At 67.8% G+C, this 18022-nt stretch carries 17 protein-coding genes; 4 read left to right on the forward strand and 13 right to left on the reverse strand.

Annotated elements, in window-relative coordinates; genetic code table 11:
• Positions 1 to 29: 29 nt before the first annotated feature.
• The 4 genes from ACFUTU_RS08460 to ACFUTU_RS08475 form a co-directional block, all read right to left on the reverse strand.
• A complete protein-coding gene (locus ACFUTU_RS08460) occupies positions 30 to 1025 on the reverse strand; it encodes an ABC transporter permease (protein WP_377963123.1) in 996 nt (331 codons plus the stop codon).
• Positions 1015 to 1740, reverse strand: a complete 726-nt coding sequence (locus ACFUTU_RS08465) for an ABC transporter ATP-binding protein (RefSeq protein WP_076801011.1) — start codon at positions 1738 to 1740, stop codon at positions 1015 to 1017. The genes ACFUTU_RS08460 and ACFUTU_RS08465 overlap by 11 nt, the downstream gene beginning before the upstream one ends.
• A gap of 55 nt (positions 1741 to 1795) precedes the next feature.
• A complete protein-coding gene (locus ACFUTU_RS08470) occupies positions 1796 to 2950 on the reverse strand; it encodes an ABC transporter substrate-binding protein (RefSeq protein ID WP_377963125.1) in 1155 nt (384 codons plus the stop codon).
• Between the two features lie 126 nt (positions 2951 to 3076).
• Positions 3077 to 4243, reverse strand: a complete 1167-nt coding sequence (locus ACFUTU_RS08475; protein ID WP_377963127.1) for an RtcB family protein — start codon at positions 4241 to 4243, stop codon at positions 3077 to 3079.
• 97 nt (positions 4244 to 4340) lie between these two features.
• Here ACFUTU_RS08475 and ACFUTU_RS08480 point away from each other — a divergent pair, with 97 nt between their 5' ends.
• Positions 4341 to 4784 (forward strand): SRPBCC family protein, encoded by a 444-nt coding sequence (locus ACFUTU_RS08480; RefSeq protein WP_377963129.1) that lies wholly within the window; start codon positions 4341 to 4343, stop codon positions 4782 to 4784.
• 78 nt (positions 4785 to 4862) lie between these two features.
• Here the strand turns inward: ACFUTU_RS08480 and ACFUTU_RS08485 are convergent, their stop codons facing one another.
• From ACFUTU_RS08485 to ACFUTU_RS08505, 5 genes are all read right to left on the reverse strand, one after another.
• Positions 4863 to 6284 (reverse strand): sulfate adenylyltransferase subunit 1, encoded by a 1422-nt coding sequence (locus ACFUTU_RS08485; protein WP_377963131.1) that lies wholly within the window; start codon positions 6282 to 6284, stop codon positions 4863 to 4865.
• Positions 6284 to 7231: a sulfate adenylyltransferase subunit CysD gene (gene cysD, locus ACFUTU_RS08490; RefSeq protein WP_377963133.1), complete on the reverse strand. Its 948-nt coding sequence runs from the start codon at positions 7229 to 7231 to the stop codon at positions 6284 to 6286. The genes ACFUTU_RS08485 and cysD overlap by 1 nt, the downstream gene beginning before the upstream one ends.
• Complete coding sequence (locus tag ACFUTU_RS08495; RefSeq protein ID WP_377963135.1) at positions 7228 to 7956, reverse strand: phosphoadenylyl-sulfate reductase; 729 nt, start codon at positions 7954 to 7956, stop codon at positions 7228 to 7230. The genes cysD and ACFUTU_RS08495 overlap by 4 nt, the downstream gene beginning before the upstream one ends.
• Positions 7953 to 9692 (reverse strand): nitrite/sulfite reductase, encoded by a 1740-nt coding sequence (locus ACFUTU_RS08500; protein WP_377963137.1) that lies wholly within the window; start codon positions 9690 to 9692, stop codon positions 7953 to 7955. Before ACFUTU_RS08500 ends, ACFUTU_RS08495 begins: the two co-directional genes overlap by 4 nt.
• Positions 9693 to 9874: 182 nt before the next feature.
• Positions 9875 to 10699 carry a sirohydrochlorin chelatase gene (locus ACFUTU_RS08505; RefSeq protein ID WP_377963139.1) on the reverse strand — a complete coding sequence of 275 codons (825 nt, stop codon included), beginning with the start codon at positions 10697 to 10699 and terminating at the stop codon, positions 9875 to 9877.
• Positions 10700 to 10759: 60 nt separating this feature from the next.
• Here ACFUTU_RS08505 and ACFUTU_RS08510 point away from each other — a divergent pair, with 60 nt between their 5' ends.
• A complete protein-coding gene (locus ACFUTU_RS08510; protein ID WP_377963141.1) occupies positions 10760 to 11431 on the forward strand; it encodes a trimeric intracellular cation channel family protein in 672 nt (223 codons plus the stop codon).
• A 14-nt stretch (positions 11432 to 11445) separates the two neighbouring features.
• The gene (locus ACFUTU_RS08515) at positions 11446 to 11868 is read left to right on the forward strand and encodes a hypothetical protein (RefSeq protein WP_377963143.1); all 423 of its coding nucleotides are present in this window, start codon (positions 11446 to 11448) and stop codon (positions 11866 to 11868) included.
• A gap of 107 nt (positions 11869 to 11975) precedes the next feature.
• Here ACFUTU_RS08515 and ACFUTU_RS08520 read toward each other — a convergent pair whose 3' ends face one another.
• The 4 genes from ACFUTU_RS08520 to ACFUTU_RS08535 form a co-directional block, all read right to left on the reverse strand.
• Entirely contained in the window at positions 11976 to 12842 is an 867-nt protein-coding gene (locus ACFUTU_RS08520; protein WP_377963145.1) for a type IV toxin-antitoxin system AbiEi family antitoxin domain-containing protein, read from the reverse strand.
• A 432-nt stretch (positions 12843 to 13274) separates the two neighbouring features.
• The gene (locus ACFUTU_RS08525) at positions 13275 to 14375 is read right to left on the reverse strand and encodes a polyprenyl synthetase family protein (protein ID WP_076800986.1); all 1101 of its coding nucleotides are present in this window, start codon (positions 14373 to 14375) and stop codon (positions 13275 to 13277) included.
• Between the two features lie 9 nt (positions 14376 to 14384).
• Positions 14385 to 15719 carry a geranylgeranyl reductase family protein gene (locus tag ACFUTU_RS08530; RefSeq protein ID WP_377963147.1) on the reverse strand — a complete coding sequence of 445 codons (1335 nt, stop codon included), beginning with the start codon at positions 15717 to 15719 and terminating at the stop codon, positions 14385 to 14387.
• Positions 15720 to 15723: 4 nt separating this feature from the next.
• Positions 15724 to 16503 carry a demethylmenaquinone methyltransferase gene (locus ACFUTU_RS08535; protein WP_377963149.1) on the reverse strand — a complete coding sequence of 260 codons (780 nt, stop codon included), beginning with the start codon at positions 16501 to 16503 and terminating at the stop codon, positions 15724 to 15726.
• 119 nt (positions 16504 to 16622) lie between these two features.
• On the opposite strand from ACFUTU_RS08535, the gene ACFUTU_RS08540 reads away from it, so the two are divergent.
• Positions 16623 to 17960 (forward strand): isochorismate synthase MenF, encoded by a 1338-nt coding sequence (locus tag ACFUTU_RS08540; protein WP_377963151.1) that lies wholly within the window; start codon positions 16623 to 16625, stop codon positions 17958 to 17960.
• Positions 17961 to 18022 lie beyond the last annotated feature (62 nt).

The following is an 18022-nucleotide window of genomic DNA, read 5'->3' on the forward strand; positions in this document are numbered from 1 at the left end:
CCGTCGGGCTTTCTGCTTCAGTGCGGTGATTAGCGGGTGCTGCCTGCCAGGAGGCCGCGGCGCTGCAGAAGGCGCTTCTCGATCGGCGCGAAAACCAGCAGCTCGATGAGGATGCCCACGGCGAGGATCAGGAGGATCGCGGACATCACGATGGTCATGTCGGCGAGGTCGCGGCCCTGGTTCAGCATGGAGCCGAGGCCGAAGCCAATGGTGCCGCCCACCGCGATGATTTCCGCGGCCATGAGCGAACGCCAGGAGAAAGCCCAGCCCTGTTTGAGGCCGCCGAGGTAGCCCGGCAGCGCCGCTGGGAGGATGATCTGCACGGCCATCTGCAGCCGCGAAGCGCCCAGGACGGTGCCCACGCTGCGGTACTGCGGTGGAATCTGGTCCACGCCGGAGATGAGGCCGTTGATGATGGACGGGATGGCGCCCATGAACACCACGAAGTACACGGTGGCGTCGGTGAGCCCGAACCAGATGATCGCCGCCGGCACCCAGGCGACCGAAGGCAGAACCTGCAGCCCTGAGATCAGCGGGCCGAACGCCCGGCGCAGCGGCGCCACCTGGGCCAGGAGCAGACCGATCGGGGTGGCAATCGCAACGCTGATCAGGAATCCCAGAAGCCCGCGCTGCAGCGATGTCCAGACCGCCTCCTGCAGCGATCCCTCGGCCCACAGCGTGCCAAACTGCTCCAGCACATCCATGGGGCCGGGCACCTGGTCGCGGCGCTTGAGGCCGAGCGAGACATAGAACTGCCAGATGATAATCAGCACCACCACCGCGGCGACCGGCAGCAGGACGCGGCTCCAGTCGACGCGTGCCTTGCGGACAGCGTCGGACTGCAGCGAGTCGAGCCCGGATTCCAGTTCACGCAGGTCAGCGGAGCCGGTGGAGGACCGGGTCAGCGCGGCGTGGACCTTCTCACCGTCAGACGAGGTCCGCCTGGTTTCCGTAGGCTCAACCACCGGTGCCTCGGCCACGGGCGTCTCGACGGGCTCAGCCACGGGAGATGAGTTACTTGGCATGGCGGCGGATCTCCTCTCGCAGCCGGGCGGTGATGACCCCGGTCAGCTGTCCGGCAAGACCGGCGTCGGTACGGTGTTCTTCGGTGACTTCCCATTCCTGCACCACGCGGCCGGGCCGGGAGGACAGCAGCAGGACGCGCTGGCCCAGCCGGACCGCTTCGCGGACGTTGTGGGTCACAAAGACGATGGTGCGTCCGGTTTCCTTCCAGATGCGCTCCAGTTCGTCATGCAGGAGGTCACGGGTGATGGCGTCGAGGGCCGCGAACGGCTCGTCCATGAGCAGCAGCTGCCGGTCCTGCGCCAGTGAACGGGCCAGGGCCACCCGCTGGCGCATGCCGCCGGAGAGCTCGTGCGGGCGCCGGTCTGCGGCCTCGCCGAGGTGGACCAGGTCCAGCAGCTCGGCGGCCTTGACCCGCCGCTCGGCCTTGCCCACGCCGCGCAGCTTCAGCGCCAGCTCGACGTTCTCGCGCGCGGTGAGCCACGGGAAGAGGGCGGAGTCCTGGAACATGAAGGCGGCGCCGTCGCTGGGCACCTCAAGGGCGCCCGACGTCGGGAGCTCCAGTCCCGCCATGATGTTCAGCAGGGTGGACTTGCCGCAGCCGGACGCACCGAGGAGGGCAACGAACTCACCCTTGCCGATGGTGGCATTGACGTCGTCCAGCACCGGGGCGCCTTCGCCGAAGCGCTTGCCCAGGTTCTCCAGTACGACTGGCATGGTCCCGTCCTTTGTTCGAGGTGCAGTGAATGCGGCGGTGCAGATGCGGGCCGGGCTAGTCCCGGCCCAGCCCTGCAGCTGAGGTTTTTTCCGTGGACACTGCGTTCAGCGCCCGGAGGTCGAAGAGGCCGCTGAGGTCGGCCTGCTTGGTGGTTCCGGCATCGACGCCGTCCTGCAGCAGCTTCTGGTACGTTCCGGCCAGCGGGTCCACCGTGAAGACGATGTTCTTCAGAGAGCGGTCAATGACGTTCTGGGCCAGTGCCTTGCCGGCGTCCTGTTTGAGGGCGGCGTTGACGACGGCGGCCTTCTCGGCGGACGGGGTGTCGTTCAGCCACTTCACGGCTTCGACGTGGCCCTTGAGCAGGGCCTCCACGGTCTGCGGGTGCTCGGCCGCGAACTTCTTGTTCACGATCAGGATGGTGGTGGGGAACTCGCCCGGCTTGCCCGTCAGCGACCCGTCCCACAGGTCCTTCTCATCCACCAGCACCTTCGCCCCGGCCTGGAGCACCAGCCGGGAGGCCCACGGCTCAGGCACCCACGCGCCGTCGAGCTTGCCGTCCTGGAACAGCTTCAGCGTCTGGGCGTTCTCGGTGGGGTTGATCGCAACGTCCCCGCCGCCGTCGGGAGAGGTCTTGTAGCCCTGCTTGCCCAGCCACGCGCGCAGCGCCACGTCCTGCGTGCCGCCCAGCTGCGGGGAGGCGAGCGTCTTGCCCTTCAGGTCCGCCGCGCTCTTGATCTCCGGCTTGACCACCAGCTGCGCGCCGCCGGACGCTGCACCGGCGATGACGCTGACGGACTCGCCCTTGCTCTTGACGAACGAGTTGATGGCCGGGTTCGGGCCGATGTACGTGGCGTCGATCGCACCGGCGTTCAGCGCCTCGATCGCCGCGGGACCTGCATTGAAGACCTGCGTGCTCAGCTTCGTGCTGCCGAGGCTCTTGGCGATGAAGCCCTGCTTGACGCCGACCAGCGCTGGAGCGTGCGTGATGTTGCCGAAGTAGCCCAGCTTCAGCTCTTCCGCCGGGGTACCAGCGGCAACAGGGGCCGCCGAAGCGTTCGAATCCCGGGCCACTGCCGATGCGACGACCGCTCCCACACTGATCAGCAGGACCAGGCCGACGGCCAGTGCGACTTCCAGGGCACGGCGGCGCTTGGGCGTCTGGCTTTCGCCGGCCACAATGCGGGTCATGCCCGGCCTGGGAGTACTCATGGATTCACCATAGGGACTGGCATAAAGGGGGTTCAATGAAGCGGAAACCCGGGGTCACGCAGGTTCATCCAACGTCACATTCAGCCACAAAAACCGCGTACTGGTGCGCCCGTAACGTTACAGGGGCTAATCCCCCTTGACATTGACGAGCTGGCGCAGCCGGTGCCGCACGGTCACCAGGTCCGCGGCGTCCCGCATAACCTGGTCGATGGGCTTGTAGGCTGCAGGGATCTCGTCGATGAACGCCTCCGTGGCCCGGAACTCGATGCCGTGCATGGCCTCCTTCAGCTGCGCCAGGGAGAAGGCCTTGCGGGCGGCATTGCGTGAGTACTCGCGGCCGGCACCGTGCGGCGACGAGTTCAGGGAGGCAGTGTTGCCTAGGCCCTCCACAACGTAGGAGGCCGTGCCCATGGAACCCGGAATGAGGCCGGGGTCGCCCGCTTCCGCCTTGATGGCACCCTTGCGCGACACCCAGACGGACTTTCCGTAATGCGTTTCCTGCTGGGTGAAGTTGTGGTGGCAGTTGATCCGCTCCGTCTCCTTGACCGTTCCGCCGACCCAGTCGCTGAACTGCCGGATGACGCGGTCCATCATCTCCTCGCGGTTAAGCAGGGCGAAGTGCTGGGCCCAGCGCAGCTCCTTGATGTACCGCGTGAACTGGGGTGTGCCCTCCTCCAGGTACGCAAGGTCCCTGTCCTCCAGGGTGATCCGCTTGTCGCGGGCCCAGCCCTGCGCCACTTCGATGTGGTGCTGGGCGATCTTGTTCCCCACGCCGCGTGAGCCGGAGTGCAGGAACAGCCAGACAGCATCCGTTTCGTCGGCGCAGACCTCGATGAAGTGGTTGCCGGAGCCAAGCGAGCCGAGCTGGAGCTCCCATTTCGCCACGTACTGGGCAGGGTTGAAGCCGGCCTTCTCGGCCCGCCGGTGCAGTTCGGCGATGCGTGGCTCCGCCGTGGCCGTCACCTTGCGGTTGTTGTGGCCGGCGGACAGCGGGACGGCACGCTCGATGCCCTCGCGCAGCGGCTTCCGGTCCCGCGGGAGGTCTTTGAGGGTGTACTGGGTCCGCACCGCGATCATGCCGCACCCGATGTCCACCCCGACGGCGGAGGGAATGATCGCGCCGAGCGTCGGGATGACGGATCCCACCGTTGCGCCCTTGCCCAGGTGCGCATCCGGCATCAGCGCCAGATGGGGGTAGATGAAGGGCAGGCGGGAGGTGGTGAGGGCCTGCTCACGGGTCTTGTCGTCCAGGATCGAGGCCCAGTTCAGGAGCCGGCTGGTGATGTTTTCCATGCATGGCCTCCAACTGGAAGAACGCGGACTAGCGTAGGTTCTAGGCTAAACCCCGGCGCTGCCCAAATGACCGGTACTTCCCAAAGGAGGCACAAGCATGGTGGACGTTGAGACAGAGATCCTCATCCGGCGGCCGCGGGAGGAAGTTGCAGAGTACGCTGCGAACCCGGACAACGCCCCGAAGTGGTACGACAACATCCACTCTTCGCAGCGGCTGACGGCAGGACCCATCGACGTCGGCTCCAAGGTGGCCTTCACTGCCAGGTTCCTGGGCCGGGAGCTGAACTACACCTACGAATTCGTCGAGTACGTTCCGGGCGAGAAGCTGGTGATGCGCACCGCGCAGGGCCCCTTTCCGATGCAGACAACCTACACCTGGGCGGAAACCGGCGGCGGAGCCCGGATGACGCTCGGCAACACGGGCCAGCCGTCGGGTTTTTCGCGGCTCGCGGGGCTGCTCATGCCGCCGATGATCCGCAGGGCAACACGCAAGGACCTGCACAAGCTCAAGTCGATCCTGGAGGCCGGCGCGGCGCTTTAACCGCCGAAGACGCCGGAACGCAGCGAGGCCGCCGTACAGTTACGGCGGCCTCGATGCGTTCCGGCTAATTCGCGGAGATCAGATGCTGTAGCGCTCGTCCTCGTGGTCGCCCGGGTGGTCCTTGACCAGGCCGGCGGCGAGGGTGTTGCCGTCGATCGGGTCGATCACCAGGAACGCGCCCGTGCGGCGGTGGTGCAGGTAGTTCTCGAGCGGCAGCGGGGCGGCCAGCCGGAGCTGCGCGTGTCCGATGTCGTTGAGCTCCAGGCTGGAGGCACCCTCGAGGTTGAAGGTGGCCAGGTCCAGCTTGCCGCTGACGCTGCGGACCAGGGCCTGCACGGTGCGGGTGCCGTGCTTGACCAGGACCTTCGCGCCCTCGCGGAGCGGCTTCGGGGACAGCCAGCACAGCTGGGCGTACAGGTCGGCAGAGCTCTCGCGGACGGTGCCTGCGGCGGCGATGGTGTCACCGCGGGCGACGTCGAACTCGTCTGCCAGCCGGATGGCCACGGACTGCGGGGCGGAGGCTTCCTCCAGCGATGCCCCGGCGAAGTCGATGCCCACAACGGTGGTGGTCCGCGGGTCCTGGCCGGGCGTCAGCACGCTGACCTGGTCCCCCACCTTCACGGAGCCTTCGGTGATCTGCCCGGCGTAGGCGCGGTAGTCGCGGTACGCCTCGACGTCGAGCCCGGCGGCAACGGCGTCCGGCGCCAGCGCGCCCTGCGGCCGGATCACCAGCTGCACGGGGAAGCGGAAGCTTTCCAGGTGGCTCTCGAGTTCATCGGCGGCGGGCAGCGTCTCCAGGACCTCCAGCAGCGCAGGGCCGGTGTACCAGGGGGTTCGCTCCGAGCGCTCGACGACGTTGTCGCCGTCGAGCGCGGAAACCGGAACCACCAGCAGGTCCGAGATGCCGTCGGAACCCAGGCCCAGCTCGCGGCCCACCTGCTGCACGTCCGCCTCGATCTCGCGGAACACGGTCTCGCTGAAGTCCACGAGGTCGATCTTGTTCACGGCCACGATCACGTGGGCCACGCGCAGCAGCTGCAGCACGGACAGGTGCCGGCGGGTCTGCTCGAGGACACCCTTGCGGGCGTCAATGAGCACGACGACGGCATCCGCGGTGGACGCGCCGGTCACCGTGTTCTTGGTGTACTGCACATGCCCGGGGCAGTCCGCGAGGATGAAGCTGCGGCGGTCCGTGGCGAAGTAGCGGTAGGCGACGTCGATGGTGATGCCCTGCTCGCGCTCGGCGCGCAGGCCGTCGGTCAGCAGTGCGAGGTCGATGCCGCCCTTGTCGCCGCCGAAGCCGCGGTCCGAGGACGTGCGGGCAACAGCCTCGAGCTGGTCGGCAAGGATGGCCTTGGAGTCGTGCAGGAGGCGGCCCACCAGAGTGGACTTCCCGTCGTCGACCGATCCGGCCGTGGCAAAGCGGAACAGCGAAGCGGACGCGAGCGGGGCCTCGTCCAGGAGCGCCGCAGCGCGGGCGGTGTCAATGTCGGTAGTCATTAGAAGTAGCCGTCCTTCTTGCGGTCTTCCATGGCGGCCTCGGAGATGCGGTCATCCGCACGGGTGGCGCCACGTTCGGTGATGGTGGAGGCGGCAACTTCGATCACGACGTCGCGCACGGTGGCGGCAGCCGATTCAACGGCGCCGGTGCAGGACATGTCACCGACGGTCCGGTAACGGACGGTCTTGGTGATGACTTCCTCATGCGGCAGCGGCTGGGACACCTCGCCGACTGCGCGCCACATGCCGTCGCGGGCGAAGACCTCGCGCTCGTGGGCGTAGTACAGGCCCGGAAGTTCAATGTTTTCGCGCTCGATGTAGCGCCAGACGTCCAGCTCGGTCCAGTTGCTGATGGGGAACGCGCGGACGTGCTGGCCCACGGTGTGGCGGCCGTTGTACAGGTTCCACAGCTCGGGGCGCTGGTTGCGCGGATCCCACTGGCCGAACTCGTCGCGAAGGCTCAGGATGCGCTCCTTAGCACGGGCCTTGTCCTCGTCCCGGCGGCCGCCGCCGAAGACGGCGTCGAACTTGTTGGACTGGATGGCGTCCAGCAGCGGGACGGTCTGCAGCGGGTTGCGGGTGCCGTCGGCACGCTCGGCCAGCTCGCCGCGGTCAATGAACTCCTGCACGGAGCCGACGACGAGCTTCAGGCCCAGCCGCTCGACGGTCCGGTCGCGGAAGTCGATGACCTCGGGGAAGTTGTGGCCGGTGTCCACGTGCAGCACGGGGAAAGGGACCTTGCCCGGCCAGAAGGCCTTGGTGGCCAGGTGCAGCATGACCACGGAGTCCTTGCCGCCGGAGAACAGCAGCGCCGGCTTCTCGAACTCGGCGACGACCTCGCGGATGATGTGGATGGCTTCGGATTCGAGGGTGTCCAGGCTGGAGAGGCGCGTGGATTCAGCGGCGTCGGTCACCAGGGTGGACTCCTCAGTCAGGAAAGTGCTCATACGTGTAGTCCGCATTCTGTCTTGTTGGTTCCTGCCCAGCGGCCGGCGCGGGGGTCCTCGCCGGGAGCCACCTTGCGGGTGCAGGGCTGGCATCCGATGGACGGGTAGCCCTGGGACAGGAGCGGGTTGACGGGCAGGAGGTTGTCGTCGGAGTACTGGACCAGCTGGTCGAACGTCCAGGCGGCCATCGGGTTGACCTTGACCAGGCCGTTCTTATCATCCCAGGCCACCAGCGGCGTGTTGGTGCGGGTGGGGGCCTCGTCGCGGCGGACGCCGGTGAACCACAGTTCGTAGCCGGCGAGCGTGCGCTGCAGCGGGGCCACCTTGCGGAGGGCGCAGCACTGGGCGGCGTCGCGGGCGAAGAGGTCCTTGCCCAGGAGCCGGTCCTGCTGCTCCACGGTGTTCTCGGGAAGCACGTCCACCACGTTGACGCGGAGGTTCGCGGCCACCTCGTCGCGCGTGGCGTAGGTCTCCGGGAAGTGGTAGCCGGTCTCCAGGAACAGGACGTCCACGCCGGGCAGCTGGTCGGCGACCAGTGCCGGCAGGACGGCGTCGGCCATGGAGCACGCAACGGCGACGGCGGGCATGTCGAAGTTGCGCTCGACCCAGGCGATGACGTCGCGGGCCGGGGCATCCCAGCCGAGCTCGGCGGCGCCGGCCTCGGCGAGGGCCTTCAGCTCCTCGTGGGAGCGCTTGGTAGCCGGGACCGTGGTTTCGTTGGTCACTGCAGTGCCTCCTCGTCTGCTGCGTGCGCCCACTCGGCGAAGGTCTGGCCTTCGGCACGGTCGGCGACGAACCGGCGGACGACGCGTTCGACGTAGTCGGGCAGGTCGGCGACGTAGACCTTCAAACCGCGGACGGTGCGTCCGAGACCGGCTTCGTCACGTTCGGTGGAAGCCAGCCCGCCGCCCAGGTGGACCTGGAAGCCGGGGCTGGGGTCGCCGTCGGGCGTGGGAAGCATCATGCCCTTGAGCCCGATGTCCGCGGTCTGGATGCGGGCGCAGGAGTTGGGGCAGCCGTTGATGTGCAGGGACAGGGCCTGCGGAAGCTGGCCGCTGTCCGCGAGGTCAGCCAGGCGGCGCTCCAGCTCGGCAACGGCCGTGGCAGCGGTGACCTTGGTCTCCACGATGGCCAGCTTGCAGAACTCGATGCCGGTACAGGCGATGGTGCCGCGGCGGAACACGGACGGGCGGGCGGACAGGCCCAGGGCGTCCAGTTCGGCCACAAGCGGCTCCACCTCGTCCTTGGGCACGTCCAGCACCACGATCTTCTGGTGCGGCGTGGTGCGCAGGCGGCGGGAGCCGCGGGCCTCAATGGTGTCCGCGAGCTTCACCAGCTGCGAGCCGGACAGGCGGCCAGCAAGCGGGGTGGCGCCGATGAAGAACTTGCCGTCCTTCTGCTCGTGCACGCCCACGTGGTCGCCCGGGGTGGACGGCTTGGGTGCGGCGGGGCCGTCAGCCAGCTTGTAGCCGAGGTATTCGTCCTCGAGGATCTGGCGGAACTTCTCCGGACCCCAGTCGGCCAGGAGGAACTTGAGGCGGGCCTTGGTGCGCATGCGGCGGTAGCCGTAGTCACGGAAGATGCTGGTGACACCCAGCCACACGTCCGCGGCCTGCTCCGGCGTGACGAAGGCGCCGAGGCGCTTGCCGAGCATCGGGTTGGTGGACAGTGCGCCGCCAACCCACAGGTCGTAGCCGACGCCGAGTTCGGGGTGGCGGACGCCGACCAGCGCGCAGTCATTGATCTCGTGCACCACGTCCTGGCTGGGATGCCCGGTGATGGCCGTCTTGTACTTGCGCGGCAGGTTGGACAGCAGCGGGTTGCCGATGAACCGTTCGCCCAGCTCTGCGATGAGCGGGGTGGGGTCGATGATCTCGTCCTTGGCGATGCCGGCCACAGGGGAACCGAGGATGACACGCGGAACGTCGCCGCAGGCCTCGGTGGTGGACAGGCCGTTGCTCTCGAGGCGGCGCCAGATCTCCGGAACGTCCTCCACCCGGATCCAGTGCAGCTGGATGTTCTGGCGGTCCGTGATGTCCGCGGAGTCCCGTGCGAAGTCAACGGAGATCTGGCCGATGACGCGCAGCTGCTCGGTGGTCAGCGCACCGCCGTCGATCCGGACGCGGAGCATGAAGTACTTGTCCTCGAGCTCGTGCGGCTCAAGCGTTGCGGTCTTGCCGCCGTCGATCCCCTGCTTGCGCTGGGTGTACAGGCCCCACCAGCGGAAGCGTCCGTGCAGGTCCTGGCCGGGGATGGCGTCGAAGCCTTCCTTGGCGTAGATGGACTCGATACGCTCGCGGACGTTGAGGCCGTCGTCTTCCTGCTTCCAGGTTTCGTTGGCGTTAAGCGGGGTGGGTCCGTCCACCTTCCACTGGCCGTGAGGCTTGGCGGCGGGGCGGGAGGCACGGGCGGGGCGCGCGGGCTTGTCCGTGGACGCTCCGGCTAGAGCTGTATCAGTCATGCATCGACTGTAGAGCCGCGCAGAAATACGTCACAAAGGCCCGGAAATGCTAAGTCACCTAAGGAAACATTTCGTCATGACTCGCCGGGAGGCCTTGAACGGCGCGGCGGGCTGTGCTTCGGGCGGCTGCCCGCTGACCACTCCTTCAGTGTGCTTCGGGCGGCTGCCCGCTGACGGCTCCTTCAGAAGGTGAGGGCGTGGGCCGCCAGGGCGGCGTCGTAGCGTTCCAGGGCGATCTCGGCGAGCACCGGCGAGGGCAGCAGCGGCTCGGTCACCAGGTCCGCGCCGGCCTTGGCGAGCTGGTCGTGGAAGTAGCCCGGAGCCAGGAGGTACGACGCCACCACCACTCGCCCGCCCACGCTCACTCCCCCGGCCGACTCCCCCGCTCCGGCACCGCCCGCGGCCTCCTCACGGAGCATGGCCACGGCCTCGGGCACCGACGGCTTGGCCGAGGCGCCGTACGCCGGCACGATCCGGTTGGAGCGCAGGGCACGCAGCTGGTCCGCGAGCTCCTCGACGCTCACTGCGGCGTTCGGGTTGGACGAGCCGGCTGCAGCAAGCACGATCGCGTCGTTGTCGGTGACGCCGGCCTCCCGCAGCCGCTGGTCCAGCAGCGCGGCAAGGCGCGGGTCCGGCCCGAGCGGCGCCGCGGCCACCGTGCCGGGCCGGCTCTTCACCGCCTTCGCGATGTCCACCTTCACGTGGTAGCCCACGCTGAGCAGCAAAGGGACGACGACGGCGGAGGCGCCGGCGGCGCCCGGCTCACCGGCGGTCCGGGGTGCTGCGGCAGCGGAGGTGGCGGCAGCACCGCCGTCGGACGCTGCCGTGTCCGCGGGAAGCCCGGCCACCACGTCCACAAGATCGGGCTGCTGGACGTCCACGTAGGCCTCGCGGACGTCGAGCCCCGGGCGCAGCGCGGCAATGGCGTCGCGGAGCGCATTGACCTCGGCGGCTCCCTGCGTGTTGGAGGTCCCATGGGCACAGGCGATCATGATCGGGCTATTCATAGGGGCTAGCGTAACGTTGGAGCTGCACTGTCCGCCCCCTGAAGTTTGCCGGGACGCTCCATGACCTTCTCTTTTGACATCGCCCTGGCATGGCTGGACCTGGCGGGCATCTTCTTCTTCGCGGTGTCCGGATCGCTGCTCGCCGCCCGGAAACAGTTCGACCTCCTCGGGTCCCTGCTGCTCGCCTCCCTGGTTTCGCTGGGCGGCGGGGTGATCCGCGACATCATCCTCAGCGCCGGCCCGCCCGCGGTGTTCAGCAACCCGGTGTACCTGGTGCCGCCGCTGCTGGCCACCGGGCTGGTTTACTTCCTGTTCTCCAGCGTGCAGCGCTATACGTCGCTGCTGACCCTGTTCGATGCCGCCGGGCTGGGCATGTTCTGCATCACCGGGACACTGAAGGCGCTGGCCTTTGGCATGAACCCCGTGTCGGCGGCGCTGCTGGGGGTCACGACGGCGGTGGGCGGCGGCCTGCTGCGCGACATCACAGCCAACGAGGTGCCCCGGCTGTTCGACGCCCGCGACCTCTATGCGCTGCCGGCGTTCCTGGGCGCCGCCCTCACTGCCGTTCTGTGGGAGCTGGGGGCATTCATTCCCGTCACCGCCTGCGTTGTGGCCGCCACGGTCTTCACCTTCCGGGTGGTGGCGTGGCGCCTTTCCTGGCGCATTCCGCTGGCCGTCCGCGGGTGGCACCGGCTGGGCCTGGATGCCGGAAATTCACGCGCCCGGGATTAGCTAGGATAAGTGCCATGACTGACATGTTCCTCGAGAAGTTCCGCGCGCTTGTCCCGAAGTATCTCGAAGACGAATGGCAGGAAGAGGACGGGCTGTCCGCCGAGGAACTGGACGCGGAGCTCTCCGACCACCAATTCACCATCCCCCTGGTGCTGCGCGAGTTCTACCTTGCGATCGGCGGCTGCGAGGACCTCATGGAGGCCTACCACTACTTCTGGGACCCCGAGGAACTCGAGGTGGACGACGAAGGCTTCCTGATGTTCCTCGAGGACGAGGAAGAAAACTTCACCTGGGGGTTCCGTGTGGGCGACCTCAGCATCCCGGACCCCATTGTGTACCGCCGGAACAATGCCCGCGGCCAGTGGAAGAGCGAGGAAGGCACCTTCTCGGAGTTCGTCTTCGACATGTTCGAGTGGGCCTTCGAGGACGAGGACTAGTTCTTCGCTGCTCCTCCTTTCCCTCCGTCCCGACCCTGTTTGACCGGCTGGCGGCCGAGACACGCCGCAGCGTCGGCGTGTTTGGGCCTTACGCCCGGCAAAGAGGGTCACGACGGCGGAGTCCTGCCCTGCCAACAGCCAGGGGCGAACCTGCCAGTTGCCCATAAGTGCAGCACAGCGCGGATCTCCTCCACCATCACCTGGGGCTGGTACACCACGTCGTCATAGAAATAGCGCAGAGTCAGGTGGCCACCGAGCATGCCCGCCTTATTTCTCCGCTGATCCTTCTTGATCTGACTCGGTTCGAAGTGGCTGGCTCCATCCAGCTCGATCACCAGGCATCCCTCCACCAGGCAATCCACTTCGCCCACGCCCGGGAGGTTGACGTGCATTTTCACTTTGAGGCCTGCACGGATGAAATGGGTATGCGCCAGCACCTCAAGAACGGAATCCGCCCGGGGAATCAGGAGATCCAGCACCGCGCGGGCACGGCCGTTCCTGTTCCCGATGAGCTTCTTCCTCAGGAAACTGACCGAGATCTGCCCTGCGCCGGTGGCGGACTGCACCATGACCAACGCTTCGAGCTCCGGCAGGCAGCGTAGTGCGTGCAGGAGTACGTCGGCCAATGCGGCCACGGGGTAGGCCAGCGTGGCTTCATGGGTGCACGCCGCGTGATCAACCACTCCCCGCTTGGGCACACCGTTACCGCAGCTGAGGTGCACGGCCTGCGGCGGGTGCAGGACCCACAGGCCGTAGAACCGTGCAGCCGAGATGCACGTCAATTGCCCGTTCGCCCTGAACGCGGCAAGAACGTCGCGGTCCGCCTTGGCCACTGCATACACGCCCCGCTGCGGGCGGTGCAGGCGCCCAGCAGCCACCAAGGCCTCCAGGTGAACCCTCTGGAAACCGGCGCGCAGGATGTCGCTTCTCCTGGCCACACCGCCGCGGCGGGCAAGGAAGAGTTCCAGGTCCATGACTCAAAGGTGACCGTACACCGGAGCCGCGGCGAGTCTGGAGCACCGCCATGTGGACAACTGCGGCACTCCGTCCTGACCTGTTTTGAGGCGCGAAACCTACCTAAAGCCTCATGTTGCGGCGTGTCCTTCGTCCTCCTGAACCAAAGACGGTCACGACGGCGGGTGAAGGGCTCACAGAGTGTGTGACACGCCGGTTAACAACAGCTTTTGCAGATATGACAAAGCTGTCATAGAGTGTTTCACGGATCCACTGAATGCCTCCGGTGGGTTTGATGCGAACGGAGAGACGGCCCCGGTTCCGCGCAGCGTATGACTCGTGACGCTGCACAGAACCGGGGCCGTTCCGTTTCTGCCGGCTTGTGCGATGCCGGATTAAACAAGGAAGGCCCGTGCCTTGGGGGGCGGGCCTTCCTTGATGAGTGCGGGCGGCTAGCTGGCGCGATCCACCACTGCGCGCGCAAAGCTGGACAGCGAGGCCTTCACAACGCCCTCCGGAAGCGGGGCCAGTGCGGCGATGGCGTCGTCCGCCCAGGCGCGGGCCACTACCCAGGACTCAGCGGTGACGGGGTGTTCGCGCAGCCCTGCGACGGCTTCGGCGAGGGCCTCGTCGGAGGAGAGGTCGCCGTCGATCAGCTTGAGAAGTTCGACGGCGGACTGGTCGCCGCCCGCTGCGGCGTTGCGGAGCAGCAGCACGGGCAGGGTGGGAACGCCTTCACGCAGGTCCGTACCCGGGGACTTGCCGGACTTGACCTTGACGCCCGTCACGTCGATGACGTCGTCCGCGAGCTGGAAGGCCACGCCCACCTTCTCGCCGTACTCCACCAGAACCTGCTCGTAAGCCTCGTCGGCGCCGGAGAAGATGGCGCCGAACTGCCCGGAGGCCGCCACGAGGGAGCCGGTCTTGTCCGCGATCACGGAGAGGTAGTGCTTCACCGGATCCTCGTCCGGGCGGGGCCCGACGGTTTCGTGCAGCTGGCCCAGGCACAGCCGCTCGAAGGTCCTGGCCTGGATGCCGAGTGCGCGCGAGCCCAGCTCGGACACCAGGATGGAGGCGCGGGCGAAGATGAGGTCGCCGGTGAGGACGGCCACCGAGTTGCCCCAGACCTCGTGCGCCGTGGGGGCGCCGCGGCGGAAGGGCGCCGAGTCCATGACGTCGTCGTGGTAGAGCGTGGCGAGGTGCGTCAGTTCAACCACGACGGCGGCCTGCACCACGGCGGGCAGGGAGGCGTCACCGAGGTGGGCGCAGAGCAGGGTCAGCAGGGGGCGGATGCGCTTGCCGCCGGCTTCCACGAGGTGACGCGACGTTGCGTCAGCCAGGGGGTCGGAGTTGGCGATGGCTTCGCGGAGCTTCTTCTCCACCCGGGCAAGGTTGGTGGTGATGGCAGGACCCAGGTCAGGGTCTTCCGCGATGGCCGCAAACCCTGCCGGCAGCTGCAGTCCGGTGGCGATGGCGGTGGTGTTGAGGCTGGGTTCAGAGTCCGGCAGGCCGTGCCCGGCGTGCGTCCAGCTGTGGTTCGCGGAGTTGGTCACGGGTTAACCCTAACTTTTTGTTGCGGAAACCGCTGATTTGGGGCCGGCGGGGGCAAGTGCGGAGGTATTGGAGGTGGCGGGGACCAGCAGTTCGAGCACGCGAATTACGCGGTCCTCGAAGCCCTTGGCCGAAGGGTCCGTCAGGTTGGCCAGCAGGCGGACCACAAAGCGCATCAGCACCGGGATCGGCATCCCGGTCCGCAGCGCAAGCTTCATCACGGAGGGCTTGCCGATCAGCGTTGCGAAGGCGCGGCCCAGCGTGAAGTGGGATCCCCACTGTCCGCGCACATAGTCCGCGTACCCCGCAAGGCGGGCATCGGCGTCGGACGTGTTCCAGCCACCGGAGGCGACCCGCCCAGACGCATCAATGATGAACTCGGCCGCGAAGCGGGCGGACTCCATGGCGTAGGAGATGCCCTCGCCGTTGAACGGGGACACCATGCCGCCGGCGTCGCCGAGGAGCAGCAGGCCGGGCGAGTAGTGCGGGGTGCGGTTGAAGCCCATGGGCAGGGCGGCGCCGCGGATCTCCCCGACCTGGTTCTCCGGCGTGAAGCCCCACTCTGCGGGCATCCCGGCGGTCCACTCGCGGAGGACCTGCTTGTAGTCGAGCTTGCCGAATTCCTTGGACGAGTTGAGGATGCCCAGGCCCACGTTGGAGGTGCCGTCGCCGACGCCGAACACCCATCCGTAGCCCGGCAGGAGCTTGCCGCCCCGGCCGGGAAGTTCCAGCCAGCCTTCCATCCAGTCGTCGTCATGCCGCGGACTCTGGAAGTAGGTGCGCACGGCGACGCCCAGCGGGCGGTCGTCGCGCTTCTGGATGCCGAGCGAGACCGCGGTGCGGGTGGAGTTTCCGTCGGCGGCCAGAACGACGTCGGCATTGAAGTCGAGCGACTCCCCCGTCTTCCGTCCGGACTCGTCGAGGACCGCTGCGCGGACTCCGGTGACGCGGCCGTCGTCGTCGCGCAGCGCCTCGGTGACGCTGTGGCGTTCCAGCACGGAGGCACCGGCGGCCTGGGCATGCCGGGCCAGTTCCTCGTCAAAGCCGAGGCGGGTGCGGATCAGGCCGTACTGCGGGAAGTCAGACACCTCGGGCCACGGCAGTTCCAGGCTGCGGCCGCCGGCGAGCAGGCGCAGCCCCTTGTTCCGGCGCCAGCCGTCCTGCTCGGGGTGCGGCAGGCCAAGCTTCTGGATTTCCCGGACAGCCCGCGGGGTGAGGCCGTCGCCGCACACTTTTTCGCGCGGGAAGCTGGTCTTTTCCAGGACGGTGACGTCGATGCCGGCTTTGGCCAGGTAGTACGCGGCGGTGGATCCGGCGGGACCCGCGCCAACAATCAGTACTTTCACAGCGTCAGCGGGCGGTCCGCGGGAGGTTGCGGCGCAGCTTGGCCACCGGACCGGTGTGGGCGGCGATGGCATCCGCCGACCCGTTGCCGGCGAGCGGCTTGTGGGCGCGGTGGACGGCCACGATGCCGCCGCTCAGGTTGCGGTAGGTGACGTCCTGCCAGCCGGAGTCCTGGAGCCATGCGGCGAGGTGGTCCTGGTCCGGCCAGGCGCGGATGGATTCTGCCAGGTACACGTAGGCGTCCGGGTTGGAGGAGACCTTGGTGGCGATGGCGGGCAGGGCGCGCATGAGGTACTCGGTGTACATGGTGCGCCACAACGGAACGACGGGCTGGGAGAACTCGGCGATGACCAGCTTGCCGCCCGGCTTGGTGACCCGGAGCATCTCGGCGAGGGCCTTCCTGGGCTCGTTGACGTTGCGCAGGCCGAAGGAGATGGTGCTGGCGTCGAAGGTGTTGTCGGCGAAGGGCAGGTTGGTGGCGTCCCCGGCGATGAAGTCGATGTCGGGGCGGCGGCGCTTGCCTACCTTGAGCATGCCGAGGGAGAAGTCGCACGCCACCACGTTGATGCCGGCATCGGCATACGGCTCGCTGGAGGTTCCCGTTCCGGCGGCGAGGTCGAGCACCCGCTGGCCTGCCCGGACGTCCATGGCCTCGACCACGATCTTGCGCCACCGGCGCGTCTGCCCCATCGACAGGACATCGTTGACGACGTCGTATTTGGGTGCGACGTCGTCAAACATCGTGGCTACTTCGTCCGGACGCTTATCCAAGGATGCTCGGTTCACCCAGTCATTGTCTCAAAAGTTCAGCAGGCTTCGTGACACGGGTGCCGCCGGGCGTGGTGGCCCTGCTGACCGGCCGGGAAACGTCCGCGACTTGCTGCGCGGAGTACTGTTGACCCATCATGACCAGCACCCTCCGCACCCTGACAGTCCCTTTGGATGGAGATTCGGCTCCCGAGGGGCTGCCGTCGTATCTGGTCCGCGATGACGTTCTGTGCTGGACCCGCCGCGAGGCCGGCCTGGTGGGCTTCGGCGAGGTAGCCCGCTTCACCGCCACTGGCCCCGAACGGTTCCTCGAGGCGGACATCTGGTGGCGCCATCTGGTCATCGAGGCGGATATTACTGACCACGTGGAATGCCCCGGCACCGGCCCGGTCGCCTTCGGGTCCTTCGCCTTCTCCAAGGCCTCGGACCACGAGTCACGCCTGATTGTGCCGGAAATCGTGGTGGGAGTCCGTGACGGGCACGCCTGGCTCACCCAGATAACGGCCGACGACGTCGAGCTCACCGGGGCGGGCGCCGTCGCCGCCCTGAAGGGGTGGCTGGAGTCGGACCCGCCTGCCGCCGCCGGCGAGCCGGCCGCTGGCCCGGGTGCCGCCGTCGTCCATCCGGACCCGGCCACGCTGACAACCGGTTCCCTCAGCGAAGAGGACTGGATGGCTGCCGTCTCCGCCGGCGTCGCCGAAATCCGCACGGGGAAACTGGAGAAGCTGGTCCTGGCGCGGGACGTCGTGGCTACTGTCCCGGCGGGCGTGAATGCCGCCGAGGTGCTGCGCCAGCTGGCCGGACGCTACCGGGAATGCTGGACCTACGGGGTGGACGGCCTGGTGGGCGCGACGCCGGAGATGCTCATCCAGGTGGAAGGCCGCACCGCCCAGGCCAGGGTGCTCGCCGGGACGCTGGACCGCCGCGACGCCGTGGGCGAGGCCGGGCTGCCGCTGGACTACGCCGAACGTGTCCTGGCCGGCTCCGAGAAGCAGCGGCACGAACATGAAATCGCCATCCAGTCGCTGACCACCCAGCTTGCCCCCTTCTCCGAGGCCATGAACGCGCATGATGAGCCCTTCATCCTGGAGCTGCCCAACGTGTGGCACCTCGCATCCGACGTCAAGGCCGAGCTCACCGAGGTGGAGGGGCACGTTCCCACCTGCCTGGCCCTGATCAACGCGTTGCATCCCACGGCCGCCGTGTGCGGCACGCCCACCCAGGTTGCCGGGGCCCTGATCCGGAAGCTGGAGCACCTGGACCGGGGACCGTATGCCGGCCCCGTGGGCTGGCTTGACGCCGCCGGCAACGGCGAGTGGGGCATAGCACTGCGCGGCGCCGTCATCGAATCCCCCACCACCGTGCGGTTATATGCCGGATGCGGCATTGTGGAAGGCTCGCAGCCTGAAGCGGAACTGGCGGAGACGTGGGCCAAGTTCCGGCCGATGCTGGAGTCGTTGGGCATCAGCAACTGACCCCCTGGTTGCAGGCGGGTGTCCGGGCTGCGGCTCGGGGAGCGTCCGGGATTCCAGACATG

This window comes from Arthrobacter sp. NPDC057388 (genome assembly GCF_042668165.1).
Classification (GTDB): Bacteria; Actinomycetota; Actinomycetes; order Actinomycetales; family Micrococcaceae; genus Arthrobacter.

Excerpts from the sequence above, each read along its gene's own strand:
- ACFUTU_RS08500 (WP_377963137.1), bottom strand. The coding sequence starts at position 9,692 with ATGACTGATACAGCTCTAGCCGGAGCGTCCACGGACAAGCCCGCGCGC.
- ACFUTU_RS08520 (WP_377963145.1), bottom strand. The coding sequence starts at position 12,842 with ATGGACCTGGAACTCTTCCTTGCCCGCCGCGGCGGTGTGGCCAGGAGA.
- ACFUTU_RS08540 (WP_377963151.1), top strand. The coding sequence starts at position 16,623 with ATGACCAGCACCCTCCGCACCCTGACAGTCCCTTTGGATGGAGATTCG.
- ACFUTU_RS08485 (WP_377963131.1), bottom strand. The coding sequence starts at position 6,284 with ATGACTACCGACATTGACACCGCCCGCGCTGCGGCGCTCCTGGACGAG.
- ACFUTU_RS08515 (WP_377963143.1), top strand. The coding sequence starts at position 11,446 with ATGACTGACATGTTCCTCGAGAAGTTCCGCGCGCTTGTCCCGAAGTAT.
- ACFUTU_RS08505 (WP_377963139.1), bottom strand. The coding sequence starts at position 10,699 with ATGAATAGCCCGATCATGATCGCCTGTGCCCATGGGACCTCCAACACG.
- ACFUTU_RS08460 (WP_377963123.1), bottom strand. The coding sequence starts at position 1,025 with ATGCCAAGTAACTCATCTCCCGTGGCTGAGCCCGTCGAGACGCCCGTG.
- ACFUTU_RS08465 (WP_076801011.1), bottom strand. The coding sequence starts at position 1,740 with ATGCCAGTCGTACTGGAGAACCTGGGCAAGCGCTTCGGCGAAGGCGCC.
- ACFUTU_RS08480 (WP_377963129.1), top strand. The coding sequence starts at position 4,341 with ATGGTGGACGTTGAGACAGAGATCCTCATCCGGCGGCCGCGGGAGGAA.
- ACFUTU_RS08510 (WP_377963141.1), top strand. The coding sequence starts at position 10,760 with ATGACCTTCTCTTTTGACATCGCCCTGGCATGGCTGGACCTGGCGGGC.
- ACFUTU_RS08475 (WP_377963127.1), bottom strand. The coding sequence starts at position 4,243 with ATGGAAAACATCACCAGCCGGCTCCTGAACTGGGCCTCGATCCTGGAC.
- ACFUTU_RS08470 (WP_377963125.1), bottom strand. The coding sequence starts at position 2,950 with ATGAGTACTCCCAGGCCGGGCATGACCCGCATTGTGGCCGGCGAAAGC.
- cysD (WP_377963133.1), bottom strand. The coding sequence starts at position 7,231 with ATGAGCACTTTCCTGACTGAGGAGTCCACCCTGGTGACCGACGCCGCT.